Annotated in this window: 13 protein-coding genes; 5 read left to right on the plus strand and 8 right to left on the minus strand. The window is 62.6% G+C overall.

Features of this window, described 5'->3' with window-relative positions:
- Positions 1 to 9 precede the first annotated feature (9 nt).
- The 7 genes from flgK to ACW9H9_RS10300 form a co-directional block, all read right to left on the minus strand.
- Positions 10 to 2,046 (minus strand): flagellar hook-associated protein FlgK, encoded by a 2,037-nt coding sequence (flgK, locus tag ACW9H9_RS10270; protein ID WP_457343042.1) that lies wholly within the window; start codon positions 2,044 to 2,046, stop codon positions 10 to 12.
- Positions 2,047 to 2,056: 10 nt separating this feature from the next.
- The gene (flgJ, locus tag ACW9H9_RS10275) at positions 2,057 to 3,319 is read right to left on the minus strand and encodes a flagellar assembly peptidoglycan hydrolase FlgJ (RefSeq protein WP_457343041.1); all 1,263 of its coding nucleotides are present in this window, start codon (positions 3,317 to 3,319) and stop codon (positions 2,057 to 2,059) included.
- Between the two features lie 4 nt (positions 3,320 to 3,323).
- Positions 3,324 to 4,412: a flagellar basal body P-ring protein FlgI gene (locus ACW9H9_RS10280; RefSeq protein ID WP_457343090.1), complete on the minus strand. Its 1,089-nt coding sequence runs from the start codon at positions 4,410 to 4,412 to the stop codon at positions 3,324 to 3,326.
- A 27-nt stretch (positions 4,413 to 4,439) separates the two neighbouring features.
- On the minus strand, positions 4,440 to 5,135 hold the full coding sequence (gene flgH, locus ACW9H9_RS10285; RefSeq protein ID WP_457343040.1) for a flagellar basal body L-ring protein FlgH: 696 nt from the start codon (positions 5,133 to 5,135) through the stop codon (positions 4,440 to 4,442).
- 53 nt (positions 5,136 to 5,188) lie between these two features.
- Entirely contained in the window at positions 5,189 to 5,974 is a 786-nt protein-coding gene (flgG, locus tag ACW9H9_RS10290; protein ID WP_457343039.1) for a flagellar basal-body rod protein FlgG, read from the minus strand.
- Positions 5,975 to 6,045: 71 nt separating this feature from the next.
- Positions 6,046 to 6,786 carry a flagellar basal body rod protein FlgF gene (locus tag ACW9H9_RS10295; protein WP_457343038.1) on the minus strand — a complete coding sequence of 247 codons (741 nt, stop codon included), beginning with the start codon at positions 6,784 to 6,786 and terminating at the stop codon, positions 6,046 to 6,048.
- A 216-nt stretch (positions 6,787 to 7,002) separates the two neighbouring features.
- Positions 7,003 to 8,568, minus strand: a complete 1,566-nt coding sequence (locus tag ACW9H9_RS10300) for a sigma-54-dependent transcriptional regulator (RefSeq protein ID WP_457343037.1) — start codon at positions 8,566 to 8,568, stop codon at positions 7,003 to 7,005.
- Positions 8,569 to 8,833: 265 nt separating this feature from the next.
- On the opposite strand from ACW9H9_RS10300, the gene phhA reads away from it, so the two are divergent.
- The 3 genes from phhA (at position 8,834) to ACW9H9_RS10315 (ending at position 11,288) form a co-directional block, all read left to right on the plus strand.
- Positions 8,834 to 9,625 carry a phenylalanine 4-monooxygenase gene (phhA, locus tag ACW9H9_RS10305; RefSeq protein ID WP_457343036.1) on the plus strand — a complete coding sequence of 264 codons (792 nt, stop codon included), beginning with the start codon at positions 8,834 to 8,836 and terminating at the stop codon, positions 9,623 to 9,625.
- 107 nt (positions 9,626 to 9,732) lie between these two features.
- The gene (locus tag ACW9H9_RS10310) at positions 9,733 to 10,089 is read left to right on the plus strand and encodes a 4a-hydroxytetrahydrobiopterin dehydratase (protein WP_457343035.1); all 357 of its coding nucleotides are present in this window, start codon (positions 9,733 to 9,735) and stop codon (positions 10,087 to 10,089) included.
- On the plus strand, positions 10,089 to 11,288 hold the full coding sequence (locus ACW9H9_RS10315) for an amino acid aminotransferase (protein WP_457343034.1): 1,200 nt from the start codon (positions 10,089 to 10,091) through the stop codon (positions 11,286 to 11,288). Before ACW9H9_RS10310 ends, ACW9H9_RS10315 begins: the two co-directional genes overlap by 1 nt.
- A 51-nt stretch (positions 11,289 to 11,339) precedes the next feature.
- Here the strand turns inward: ACW9H9_RS10315 and ACW9H9_RS10320 are convergent, their stop codons facing one another.
- Positions 11,340 to 12,149 (minus strand): UDP-2,3-diacylglucosamine diphosphatase, encoded by an 810-nt coding sequence (locus ACW9H9_RS10320; protein WP_457343033.1) that lies wholly within the window; start codon positions 12,147 to 12,149, stop codon positions 11,340 to 11,342.
- A 137-nt stretch (positions 12,150 to 12,286) separates the two neighbouring features.
- Between ACW9H9_RS10320 and ACW9H9_RS10325 the strand changes: the two genes are divergently transcribed.
- Together ACW9H9_RS10325 and ACW9H9_RS10330 are read left to right on the plus strand one after the other, a co-directional pair.
- Complete coding sequence (locus ACW9H9_RS10325; RefSeq protein WP_457343032.1) at positions 12,287 to 13,030, plus strand: AraC family transcriptional regulator; 744 nt, start codon at positions 12,287 to 12,289, stop codon at positions 13,028 to 13,030.
- Between the two features lie 99 nt (positions 13,031 to 13,129).
- Entirely contained in the window at positions 13,130 to 14,014 is an 885-nt protein-coding gene (locus ACW9H9_RS10330; protein ID WP_457343031.1) for a DMT family transporter, read from the plus strand.
- Positions 14,015 to 14,048: the final 34 nt, after the last annotated feature.

A 14,048-nucleotide genomic window follows, 5' to 3' on the forward strand; every position in this document is an offset into this window, starting at 1 on the left:
CAGGCTCCTTTAAAGGGCGTTAATCAATGTGCTGAAGGTTTCTTGCGCAGCCTTGATGATCTGCGAAGACGCGGTGTAGTACTGCTGGAACTTGATCATGTCGCCAGCCTCTTCATCCAGGTTGACCTGGGACACCGAGTTGCTGGCCGCCTTATTGGCCGCCAAGAGCGCGCCCGTCGCGGTGGTGTCGGTCGCCGCCTGCGCGGCCTTGGAGCCCACTTGCGACACCAGCTTGCCGTTGGCACCGACCAGACTCACGCCCGCGTTGCCGTCGCTGACGCCCACGGTGGCTTTGGTTTGCAAGTTCAGCAGTTGCTGGGCATTCCGGTTGTCCGAGGTGCCCGAGGCGTTGAATGAAAAGGTGGTGCTGTCGCCATTGGCCGGCGAGCCGCCGACGGTGGTGTCAAAACTGAAGCTCTTGCCCGGGATCGGCGCGCCGCTGGCATCGCGCATCGGTACGTTGATGCTGATCTTGTTGCCCTGGCCCGGAATAATCGTGCCCGTGCCGATCGAATTACCCTGCGCATCGGTGACCGTGTATGCCTGGGTGCCGTCAGCCGCCGGGCTGCCAAACACCATTTTGACCGGCATGGAGTTTTCGATGCCCGCCCGCAGTTGAGCGGTGTCCGCGCCGCCGTGAATATCCAGCGGGTTCGTCAACTGCGGCGGCGTGAAGGTGCCAGTGCCGGTGTTGGTCTTGCTCGCCACACCGGCTAGCGGGCCTGCGAACGCGAGCTTGTTGACGTCCTGCAAGTCAACGCCAATACCGGTGGCGCCGTTAGCGGTCGGGCTCACCTTGAAACTGTCACCGGCCGCCATTGGCCCCCGACCATCCAAGGCCAGGGTGAAACCGTCAATGACCGGTGGCGGCGTGGTATTGGTGTCGAACGAGCCCATGGACTTGCCGTCCGAACGCGTCACGTTGTACTGGTTGCCACTGGTGAAGGTGACCTTGTAGTCATAGGTCGTCAGCTTGCTGCTGTCTTTGATCGACACGTTCAGGTTGCCGGAACCTGCGCTGTTGCTCGCCGCGCCCTGGCTGCGCTGGGCAATCGCCGCGGCACTGTTGATGTCACTGAACAGCGAGGAGCCAAACTCGCCATTGCGGTCCAGGCCCTGGCCCAACTGGTTATTGATCGTGTCGGCGGTAACGATTGCGATCCGCCCCAAATCGTTGATGGCCGGCATCAGCACGTCACTGCGATAACGCAGCAGGCCGCCGATGCTGCCGCCACTCACCACATTGCCCAAATCCATCGTGGTATCGCCCACGGTGAGCTGGATGGTGTACTGGCTGTTGTCGGTTTTGCTCGGCACGGCCGTGATGTTATTGGACGTGCCGCCCTCGACCAGCGACTGCCCAGAACCGGTCGTCACGCTGAACTGGCCGTTCTTTTCGGTGGCGGTCACGCCAATCAATTCATTGAGCGAACGCACGGCTTCATCACGCGAGTCGAGCAGGTTGGCCGGTGCACTGTTCGCACCGCCTTGGGCCTGGGCGATCTGCTTGTTGAGCGATGCAATCGAGGCGGTCAGTTTATTGACCTGATCGCTCATGGTGCCCAACTGATCGTTGATCGACTGTTTCTGCTGGTTCAACTGACCCGAGATGGCGTTGAAGCGGTTGCTCAGCGTCTGCGCGCTGGTGAGCAGCAACTGGCGCGAGGATACGTCACTGGGGTTCGCCGATGCGGTCTGCGCCGCCGAAAAAAACGCACTGAGCACCGAGGACATGCCAGTGTTGGAGTCCGACAAGGTCTTGTCGATAGCACTGGCCTGCCCCAAATACGCATTGGCGTCGCTGTCCAGCGCCGTACTGTTCTGGTAAGCCTGGGTGAGGAACTGGTTATACACCCGGCGCACGTCCGCCAGGGTGGTGCCGCTACCGATGAAAACACCGCCGTACTGGTTCGACGCATTCGCGGTCTGAGCGCTCTGCTGGCGTGAATACCCCGGGGTATTCACGTTGGCAATGTTGTTACTCAGGACCGACAACGACCCCTGGGACGCATTGAGCCCCGACATCCCGATATTGAGCAAACTCATGATTCAGACCTTATAAATGAGTGGAAGCGCCCGCGGCCGCGTAGTTCTGGTAGCCGGTCATCGTTTTGGCAATCTGCGAAATCTTGCTGGCGTAATCCGGATCGGTTGCATAACCCGCTTTTTGCAACTCGCGTACAAACTGTTCCGGGTTGTCGGCAGACTTCAGTACATCTTGATACCTGTCATTGCTCTGCAGCAGCGTTACCAGGTCGTGGAAGCTGTCCTGGTAAGAGTTGTAGGAACGGAACTGCGCCGTCTCCTTGACCATCTCGCCGTTGCGAAACTCGCTGGTGATCGCCCGGGCCTGGTCGCCCTGCCAGCTTTGGCCGGCCTTGATGCCGAACAGGTTGTGGCTGCTGGTGCCGTCCTGGGCACGCATCACCGATTTGCCCCAGCCGGTTTCCAGCGCGGCCTGGGCCACCAGGTAGCGCGGGTCGACACCGATACGCGCGGCGGCCTGCTTGGCCATCGGCAACATGGTGGCGACAAATTCATCCTGCGAGCTGAACGCCTTTTTCGCGGGGGCCAAGGGCGGCTGGGCCACGGCGCGGCCGTAGACCTGCATCCGGCCGCTCGGCAGCGCCAGGTTGCGGGCACCACTGTTGACCACGTTGTCGGCCGCAGCGCTGTTACGCGGCGGCACGGCGTTTGCGGTGCCCTTGGCATCGGCACTCGGCACAAGGCCTGCCAGCAGGCGATCGCTCAAGCGGCTCGGCAGCGAAATACGGCGCTGGTTCATCAGCTCCATATCATTGGTGTGCGTGACGGTTCTGTCGGGCTCTGGCACACGAAACGCCCACAGCGGGCGCTGGCCATTGGAGCGGCGCAGCGACCCGTCTGCCGGGGTGCCCGCGACAATTTCGGTCGGTACATCGACTTTTTTCGGCGCGCCCGCCGCGTCCGGACCTTGCAGGGTCGAGGCCTGCGCCGCCCCCGGCTTGTCCTTTTGCATCTGGCGCATCAGCACATCGGCCAAGCCGATACCCCCGCCCTGGCGAGACATCGAAACTGACAGTTGCTGGTCGTACATTTCCTGATACTGCTTGGCCGCCGGGGTGTTCAGCGGGTTGTCCTTGCCCAGGGCCTCAGTGGCCGAGCGCGCCGACTTGAGCATTTCACTCAAAAACAGCGACTCGAATTCCTGCGCCACCTTGCGCAGGTTGGCGTCACTGTTCTTATCGCCGACCTTGAGCTGGTTGAGCCGGTTCAGGTCCGAGTAGGACCCGGAATCGGCCGTGCTCACCAGGCCGCTTTTGCGCATGTCCATGGCCATGGCGTCAGATCACGATCAGGTCGGCTTGCAAGGCGCCGGCCTGTTTCAGGGCTTCAAGGATCGCCATCAAGTCGCCGGGGGCTGCGCCCACCTGGTTCACCGCCCGCACAATTTCATCCAGGGTGGTGCCGGGGCCGAACTTGAACATCGGCTTGGCTTCTTGTTGGGCATTCACACGCGAGCGCGGCACCACGGCGGTCTGGCCGTTGGAGAGCGGGCCCGGCTGGCTCACGATCGGGTCTTCGGTGATGGTCACCGTCAGGCTGCCGTGGGTCACCGCCGCGGGCGACACCTTGACGTTCTGGCCGATCACGATGGTGCCGGTACGCGAGTTGATGATGACTTTGGCCACCGCCTGCCCCGGGTCTACTTCCAGGTTTTCCAGGATCGACAGGTAATCCACCCGTTGGCTCGGGTCCAGCGGCGCGGTCACACGAACCGAACCACCGTCGATGGCCTGGGCCACGCCTGGGCCGAGCATGTCGTTGATCTTGTCCACCACGCGCTTGGCGGTGGTGAAGTCGGAACGGTTGAGGTTCAGGGTCAGGCTGTTGCCCTGGTTGAAGCCGCTCGGCACGGTGCGCTCCACCGTGGCACCACCGGGAATCCGCCCGGCAGACGGCACGTTGACGGTGATCTTGGAACCGTCGCGGCCCTCGGCGTCAAACCCGCCCACCACCAGGTTGCCCTGGGCGATGGCGTAGACGTTGCCGTCGATACCTTTAAGCGGCGTCATCAGCAACGTGCCGCCACGCAGGCTTTTGGAGTTGCCCATGGACGACACGGTGATGTCGACCACCTGGCCCGGCTTGGCGAAGGGCGGCAAGTCCGCGCTGATCGACACCGCTGCCACGTTTTTGAGCTGCACGTTGCCCGACCCCGGCGGCACTTTGATGCCGAACTGCGACAACATGTTGTTGAAAGTTTGCAGGGTAAACGGGGTCTGGGTGGTCTGGTCGCCCGTGCCATTAAGCCCCACAACCAGGCCGTAGCCGATCAACTGGTTGGTACGCACCCCGGAAATGCTGGCGATGTCTTTCAACCGCTCGGCCTGGGCGCCTGCGCTCAGGGCCAGCAACAACACGGCGGCCATCAGCTGTTTAAGGTTCAAAGTAATCACCTAGAAAGGGAACAGCGGGCTAAGGAAGAAACGGTCGAACCAGCCCGGCTGGCTGGCGTCGGCAAACGAGCCCGTACCCGAATAGGTAATGCGCGCATCGGCAATACGTGTGGACGGCACGGTATTGTCAGTGGAGATGTCATCGGCGCGAACCATGCCGGCGATGCGCACCAGTTCGTCGCCGGTGTTGAGGGTCATCCACTTCTCGCCGCGCACGGCGATGATGCCGTTGGGCAACACATCGGCCACCGTCACGGTGATCGAACCGGTCAGGCTGTTGCCCTGCCCTGCCGCGCTCTTGCCGTTGGTGGCGCGGTCACCGCTGTAGCCAGCGTCCAGGCTCAGGTCGCCACTGCCCAGCGGGTTGTTGGTGTTGGGCGCGCCGCCAAACAGCGAGGTCAGACCAATGCTGGTCTTGCTGGTCTTGCCGATCTGCGAGTTGGCGTTCTTGCTGGCCTGGGTCTTTTCGTTAAGGGTGATGGTGATGATGTCACCGACCCGGAACGCCTTGCGGTCGCTGTACAGGTTCTGCTCAAAACCGGCCTGGTAAATCGAGCCATTATTGGCCGCAGCCGGCAACGGCGTGCGCGGCAGCACCGGCGCATAGTACGGGTCATTGGGCTTTGGCGTCGGGGCCACACAGCCCGCGAGCACAGCGATCCCACTCAATGCCAGAACAGAAACATAGCGATTCATGACCCATACCTCACGGTGTTGCAGGCGCGCTCAAAAGCGCGCCAAAGACTTGGTTACAGATTCTGCGTTACGAACGAAAGCATCTGGTCGGCGGTGGAGATCACCTTGGAGTTCATCTCGTAGGCGCGCTGAGTGGTGATCATGTTGACCATCTCTTCCACGGTGCTCACGTTGGAGGTTTCCAGGGTTTGTTGCAGGGTGGTGCCAAAACCGTTCAGGCCTGGCGTACCGATTTGCGGCGCGCCGCTGGAGGCGGTTTCCAGGAACAGGTTGTTACCAATAGCTTGCAGGCCGGCCGGGTTGATGAAGTCGGCGGTTTGCAGGTTGCCGATCACTTGGGAGGCCGGGTTGCCCGCCACGGTGATCGACACGGTGCCATCGGTGCCGACAGTGAAGTTCTTGGCATCGGCGGGCACCACCACGGCAGGCTCCAGGGCAAAGCCGCTGGCGGTAACGATCTGGCCGTTGGCGTCCAGGTGGAATGTACCGTCACGGGTATAGGAGGTGGTGCCGTCCGGTTGCAGGATCTGGAAGAAACCACGGCCGTTCACCGCCATGTCCAGTGGCTGGTTGGTTTGTTGCAGGTTACCGGCCGTGAAGTTCTTCTGGGTGCCGACGATTTGCACACCGGTGCCCAATTGCAGGCCCGACGGCAATTCGCTGTCCTGGGTGGACTGGGCGCCCGGCTGACGTTTGATCTGGTACAGCAGGTCCTGAAACTCGGCGCGGTCGCGTTTGAAACCTGTGGTCGACACGTTTGCCAGGTTGTTGGAAATGGTGGTCAGGTTGGTGTCCTGGGCGGACAAACCGGTTTTGGCAACCCATAGAGCCGGAAGCATGCTGTTTCTCCTTCGTGCGCCTGTCTGGGCGCCGCGCTGCAAAATTTAGTGTTCAGTCAATGACGCTGCGATCAACTCATCTGCAGGACGCGCGTCATGGCTTGGTCGTCTTCCTTGGCGCTGTTCATCATTTTGATGTGCAGCTCGAACTGTTTGGAGAGCGCCAGCACAGCCGTCATTTCTTCGACGGCGTTCACATTGCTCGCCTGCAAGAAACCCGACGTCAGTTTGACGTTGGCGTCCGCCTGGGCGGGCTGGCCGTCCTTGGTGTGGATGGCGCCGTCCAGGCCTTTGGTCATGTTCTTGACGTCGGGGTTGACCAGCTTGATGCGGTCCACTTCGGCCATCACCCGTGGGCCTTCGCCCATGGCGCGAATGCTGACAGTGCCGTCTTCACCCACTTCGATTTGTTGCTGAGGCGGTACGGCAATCGGGCCGCCGTTGCCCATCACCGGCATGCCATTGCCGGCCCGCAACACGCCCAGTGCATCGACGTTCATGCTGGCGGTGCGCACGTAGGCTTCTTTGCCGTCCGGGGTTTGCACGGCAATCCAGCCGTTTCCGCTCACCGACACGTCAAGGTCGCGACCGGTTTCAATCATGGCGCCGGGGGCAAAATCCGTGGCGGGCCGTTCGGTCATCGCAAAGGCCCGCGCCGGAAAGCTGTCACCAAACACCGGCATCGAACGCGCCTGCTCCAGGTCACGCTGAAAACCGTTGGTGGAAATGTTCGCCAGGTTGTTGGCATGAGCCTTCTGCGCCAGAGCATTCTGGCTGGCACCGGTCATTGCCACATACAAGTACTTGTCCACGCTCATTCCTCTTTCTGACGGAGGCTTGCCGCCCGCCGCTGCGTTGGCAAGGCTTAAGCAATTTGCGAACCAACTTTTTCAAATCCGCAAAACCCCAATCAGGACGGGGGTTTCGCGCACAAGGCGGCGGCAGGCTTGCCAGCAAGAGACGGAAAAACGGCGGACTTATGCCGCCTGCGGCAAATGGGGTCAAGCCCGCCCCTGTCCTGCGGGCCGCTAACGCGCCTGAGGCTTGAGCACTTCGTGATCGCGCAGTTTGTTGGCGATGGTGGTGTGAGACACGCCCAGGCGCTTGCCCAACTGGCGGCTGCTGGGATGCTCGGCATACAGGCGCTCCAGCACGGCTTTCTCGAAACGCCCGACAATCTCCTCCAACCCGCCCTCCAGGGAAAAATCGCCAAGCGGCTGACGCACGCCATAGTCCGGCAGCCGGATGTGTGCGGCCTTGACCGTGCCGCCCTCACACAGCGAAACCGCCTGGAACAACACGTTTTCCAACTGGCGCACATTGCCCGGCCAATGGTAATGACTGAGCCGCTCCATCGCCGCGGGCGCGAGTTTAGGCAGTGGGCAGCCGATCAACCGGCTGGCCTGATCCAGAAAGTGCTCGACCAAAGGCGCCAACCCATCGAGGCATTCGCGCAGCGGCGGGATATGCAACGACAGCACATTCAAGCGGTGATAAAGGTCCTGGCGAAACTCGCCACGGGCGCACAGCTCGGACAAGTCCACCTGCGTGGCGCAAATCACCCGTACGTCCAGGTACACCTCTTCATCACTGCCGACACGACGAAAGCACCCGTCCTGCAAAAACCGCAGCAACTTCACCTGCAACCGTGCGCTCATTTCCCCCACGCCATCGAGAAACAACGTACCGCCCGCCGTCAGTTCCAACAGCCCGAGCTTGCCCTCTGCCCTGGCCCCCTCGAAGGCACCGGGGCCGTAGCCAAACAGTTCCGTTTCAGCCATGGACTCCGGCAACCCCGCGCAATTGAGCGCCATCAACGGCGACTGCCCGCGCGGGCTGGCCAGGTGGCAGGCGCGTGCCAGCAGTTCCTTGCCGGTGCCGGTTTCGCCTTCTATTAACAGCGGCGCGTCCAGCGGCGCCATGCGCCGGGCCTCGCGCACCACGGCGGCCATCACTTTGGAGCTTTGGAAGATACTGTCGAACCCCCGCAGCTCCTGCTTGCGCACGTTGTAGATCCGCTCCCCCACGCGGTCGGCCCGGTGCAAGGTCAGCACGGCGCCGGCCATGGCTTCGCTGTCGTCGTGCTCCGAAGACTGCAACGGCGCGATGTCAGCGAGAAACACGTCGCCCTTGACCTTCACCCGCAACCCGTTGATCCGCGACTTACTGCCGCGCACCAGCTCCGGCAAGTCGAAGTCCTCGGCGTAGCGCGACAACGGAATGCCCGGCACTTCATCCACCCGCACCCCGAGCAACTGCGCCGCCGCACGGTTGGCGGCCACGATGGAGCCGCCCATGTCGATAGACAGCACCGGAAACTCCAGCGCACCCAGCAGCGCATTCAGCTCCATGTGCCGACGCTCACTGGGCATCAGCCCTACGCGCTTCACGCCAAATACCCCGGCAATCGCCTCAAATTGCGGACGCAAGGCCTGGAACTGCATGTTCACCAGGTTGGGGCAATATAGGTAAATCGCGTTGCCGTGTTCACCGCCGACCTCGCCCTTGGCAACGTTGACGCCGTACTCCACCAGCAAGTTGAGGATGTCCCGCAGGATGCCGATGCGATTCTGGCAATGCACTTTGATACGCATGAAAAGAGCTCAAATAGAGGTAGGCGCCGCGGCTTTTTGCCGTAGGACGCGAATAATCGTCAAGATTATGTGACAGCGACTCGGCAGCTTAAACCGAAAAATCAACCCGCGCAGCGTGGGGCGGCGTAAACGTAACGAATTCTTTACGAAAAACGGAGACTTTTCCTACGCATCACGGCGCAGGTGACTGGATTCCCGACCGGGGCGGCGTATCAATAGGCCTGTCGCAGCACACAACAAGAATGACGGCCCGCAGGAGAACAGCATGAAACAGACGCAGTACGTGGCACGCGAGCCCGACGCGGATGGCTTTATCCACTACACCGCAGAAGAGCATGCGGTGTGGAACACCCTGATCACCCGTCAGCTCAAAGTCGTCGAGGGCCGTGCCTGCCAGGAATACCTGGATGGCATCGATAAGCTCGGCCTGCCCCATGACCGCATCCCGCAACTGGGCGAGATCAACCAGGTGTTGGCCGCCACCACGGGCTGGCAAGTGGCCCGTGTGCCGGCGCTGATTCCCTTCCAGACCTTTTTCGAATTGCTCGCCAGCAAGCAGTTTCCGGTCGCGACGTTTATTCGTACCCGCGAAGAGCTGGATTACCTGCAAGAACCGGACATTTTTCACGAGATCTTCGGCCACTGCCCACTGCTGACCAACCCCTGGTTCGCTGAATTCACCCACACCTACGGCAAGCTCGGCCTGGCGGCGACCAAGGAACAGCGTGTGTACCTGGCACGCCTGTACTGGATGACCATCGAGTTCGGCCTGGTGGACACCCCCCAAGGCCGTCGCATCTATGGCGGCGGCATCCTGTCCTCGCCCAAGGAGACGGTGTACAGCCTCTCCGATACCCCGGAGCACCAGGCCTTCGACCCGCTGGAGGCCATGCGCACGCCGTACCGCATCGACATCCTGCAACCGCTGTACTTCGTGCTGCCCGACCTCAAGCGCCTATTTGAAGTGGCGCAGGAAGACATCATGGGCATGGTCGAACGCGGCATGCAGTTGGGCCTGCACGCCCCCAAATTCCCGCCCAAGCCCAAGGCGGCCTGAGCCGTACCTTTGGCGGCCAGGTGAACCTGTTCCCTGGCCCCGCGTTGCTTTAGGGTGACGCCACTGGCGACCGTTTTTCCAAACATTCGATTTTCAGGAAACCCCACATGACCACGTTGAACCAAGCCCACTGCGAAGCCTGCCGCGCCGACGCCCCGCAAGTCAGCGACGACGAATTGCCGCTGCTGCTCAAGCAGATCCCCGACTGGAACATTGAAGTGCGCGACGGCGTGATGCAGTTGGAAAAGGTCTTTTTGTTCAAGAACTTCAAATTTGCCCTGGCGTTCACCAACGCCATGGGCGACATCTCCGAAGCCGAAGGCCATCACCCAGGCCTGCTCACCGAGTGGGGCAAAGTCACCGTGACCTGGTGGAGCCACTCCATCAAGGGCCTGCACCGCAACGACTTCATCATGGCCGCGCGCACCGACGACGTGGCCAAGGTGGCCGAGGGCCGCAAGTAATGCATTTTGACGCCGTTGGCCGTGTGCCCGGGGACCCGATTCTCGGGCTCATGGACCTGTATGCCCAGGACGCCAACCCGAACAAATTCGACCTGGGCGTGGGCGTGTACAAGGACGACCAGGGCCTGACGCCGATCCCGCGTGCGGTCAAGCTGGCCGAGCAGCGCCTGGTGGAGCAACAGACCACCAAGACCTACATCGGTGGCCACGGCAATGCCGCGTTTGGCACCTTGATCAGCCAACTGGTATTGGGCGCCGACTCGCCGCTGCTGAGCGAACGCCGCGCTGGCGCCACCCAGACCCCGGGCGGCACCGGCGCGCTGCGCCTCTGCGCCGACTTCATCGCGCACAACCTGCCGGGGCGCGGCGTGTGGTTGAGCAACCCGACCTGGCCGATCCACGAAACGATCTTTGCCAAGGCCGGGCTTCAGGTCAGCCATTACCCTTACGTTGAGGCCGACAACCGCCTGGATGTGCCCGCCATGCTCGCCACCCTGGCCAAAGTGCCCGAAGGCGACGTGGTGCTGCTGCACGCCTGTTGCCATAACCCCACCGGGTTTGACCTGTCTCAGGACGACTGGCGCCAGGTGCTGCAAATTGTGCGCAAGCGCAAGCTGCTGCCGCTGATCGACTTTGCCTACCAGGGGTTTGGTGATGGCCTGGAGCAGGACGCCTGGGCGGTGCGCCTGTTTGCCAGCGAATTGCCCGAGGTGCTGATCACCAGCTCCTGCTCGAAAAACTTTGGCCTGTACAGCGACCGCGTGGGCGCGCTGATCGTGTGTGCGGCCGACGCCGAAAAGCTGACCGACATCCGCAGCCAACTGGCGTTGACCGCGCGCAACCTGTGGTCGACGCCGCCGGACCATGGGGCGGCAATCGTCGCCACCATCCTGGCAGACGCCGAACTCAGAGCGGTGTGGAGCACGGAAGTCGAAGCCATGCGCTCACGCATCGCGCAGCTACGCGCGGGGCTGGTCGACGCGTTGGCGCCCCATGGCTTGTCGGAACAGTTCGCCCATATTGGTGCGCAACGCGGGATGTTTTCCTATACCGGCTTGAGTGCAGACCAGGTGAAACGCCTGCGCGACAAACACAGCGTTTACCTGGTCAATTCGGGGCGGGCGAACGTCGCCGGGATTGACGCGAAACGCCTGACGCAACTGGCCGACGCCATCGCTGAAGTGTGCGCACCCCGCTGAGAAAACCCGGCCCAACCTGTGGGAATTGCGCCTGGCGCGCCCACAGGTTTTTTACCCGGCGACCCCTTCGGCCTGGAACTGCGCCTCTTTCGCCTGCGCATCCGCCAGCCGGTACAGCTCGATCTGCCCGTCCCAGTGCTCGATCAACGCCGTGCACGACTCCACCCAATCTCCGCAATTGAGGTAGTCCACCTCGCCGACCTTGCGGATTTCCGCATGGTGAATATGCCCGCAGACCACGCCGTGCAGCTCGCGCTTGGTCACTTCGTGGGCGATGGCCTCTTCAAAGTCGCTGATGAAATTGACCGCCGTCTTGACCTTGTGCTTGAGGTACGCCGACAGCGACCAGTAGCCATAGCCATAGCGCGCCCGCCAATGATTCAGCCAGCGGTTGAGCGTCAGGGTGAACTCGTAGGCCGAGTCGCCCAGGAACGCCAGCCAGCGGTGGTAGCGGGTGATCACGTCGAACTGATCGCCGTGGATCACCAGCAGGTGGCGACCGTCGGCGGTCACATGCACGGCCTCGTCCACCAACTGAATGTTGCCCAGGATCAGCTTGGAGTAGCGCCGCAGGAACTCGTCGTGGTTGCCGGTGACGTAGATCACCTCGGTGCCGCGCTTGCTCATGGTCAGCAGGCGGCGGATCACGTTGGTGTGGGCCTGGGGCCAATACATGCCGCCACGCAGTTTCCAGCCGTCGATGATGTCGCCCACCAGGTAGATGCGGTCGGCGTGGTAGGCCTTGAGGAAGCGCGAAAGATGCTCGGCCTGGCAGTCCCGCGTGCCCAAGTGCACGTCGGAAATCCACAGGGTACGCACGCGTTGCTTGCGGCTGGGTTTGGCGAACTCGGCACTGGTCATGGGGCGGCCTCGGCGGTGTTTTCGCGAGCTTGCGCCCCGGCGGTTAATAGCCCATGACAGTATTGCGTCGGACTGATGACAGCAGCCGGGCGCGGCAAAGCGCGGTAGACTGCCGCCCTGCCCCCCTGGAGATTGCGATGACAGCAAGCCTCACGCTACGCCACTACCTGGAAGCGCCCCTGGCCCACAGCCACGCCCACGCGCAGCTGGTATTTGGTTTGTCCGGGCACCTGGACCTGGAAGTGGACGGTCGCGGCAGCCGGGTCGGCGAAAGCAGCGTGATGGTGTTGCCCTACAGCGCGCACCACGCCTGCGGCAGTCGCGACGGCAGCCGCTGCCTGGTGCTGGACGTACCCGATGAGCATTGGGTGGTGCAGTCGCTGGGCGAGCATGCCGACGCCAGCCAGCGCCTGCTCGACCAGCCGGCCCGCCTGACGTTGGATGGGCGCCAGCACCAACTGGTGCAGTGGCTGGCCAACAGCCCGATAAACGATGCGTTGATCGCCCAGCAAGGCGCGGTTTTATTGCTGGCCAGCCTCAACCACACGGCACCGCTGCACGGTGCGCGCCTGCCCTACGCCGCCTTCGCCACCTACATCGAGCGACATGCCGCCCACCCGCTGCAAGTGGCAGACCTCGCGAAAATCGCCGGGCTGTCCGTGGCCCGTCTGCATGCCCGGTTTGTGGCCGAATGCGGGCAGACGCCCATGGACTACCTGCGCGCCCGACGCTTGCACATGGCCCGCCAGCTGCTGCGCAGCAGCCCGCTGCCCATCGGTGAAATCGCCGCCCGGGTCGGCTACGCGTCCCAAAGCGCCTTTGCGGCGGCCATGCTGCGGGAGTTTGGTGAATCGCCGGGCGCACTGCGTCGCTCTGGCTGACAAGAGTCCTGCGACAAATCCTACGAGTTTGACGACAGACGCCGGCCGCTATCACGCTCTAGACTGCGAGGCTGTCAGACCGTTTATCAGAGGACCCCAATGACTCCCCGCACAGCCCTCGGCGCCCTGCATATTGGCGCACTGATGTTTGGCCTTACCGGCGTGTTCGGCAAACTCGCCCAGGCGTCGCCGACCCTTATCGTGTTTGGCCGGGCAGCGTTCGCCGTGGTCGCATTGGCGCTGTTTGCCCGCTTCGCGCGCGGCCGCACCTGGACGCCTCTGCACCCTCGGGATTGGCAGCGCCTGGCGCTGAGCGGCGTGTTGCTGGCGGCCCACTGGGTGACGTTTTTTATCGCGGTGAAGGTGGCTGGCGTGGCGGTGGCCACCTTGGGGTTCACCGCATTCCCAGCCTTTACCGTGATCCTTGAAGGGCTGATTTTCCGCGAGCGCATCCGTTCCAATGAAGTCGTGCTGGTGGTCCTGGTGAGCGTCGGCCTGATCCTGGTAACGCCCGACTTCGACCTGGCCAGCGAAGCCACCGGCGGCTTGCTCTGGGGCGTGGCGTCGGGGCTGCTGTTTTCGCTGCTGTCGCTGAACAATCGCGCCAGCTCCGGGCGTATCCCGGCGGTGCAGGCAGCGTTGTGCCAGAACGTGGTGGTTGCGCTGTGCCTGCTGCCTTTCGCCGCGCCGGGCGTGGCGGATGTACGCGCGCTGGACTGGTTGTGGATCGGCCTGCTCGGGGTGTTCTGCACAGGGATCGCCCACAGCCTGTTTGTGGCGAGCCTGGCGGTGATCAAGGCGCGTACCGCCTCGGTGGTGTTTGCCATGGAGCCGGTGTACGGCATTACGGCGGCGTGGCTGCTGTTTGGCGAAAACCCGACCCTGCGCATGCTGATGGGCGGCGTGCTGATCATCGTCGCCATCGTGTTGTCGGGGTTGATGGGCGGGGGCAAACCGGCCAAACAACCGGCGGCGGCGGCCTGATCTATACTGCGGCTGTCCGCAACAGTGTGCTGTC

Source organism: Pseudomonas sp. SDO5215_S409 (assembly GCF_054071325.1).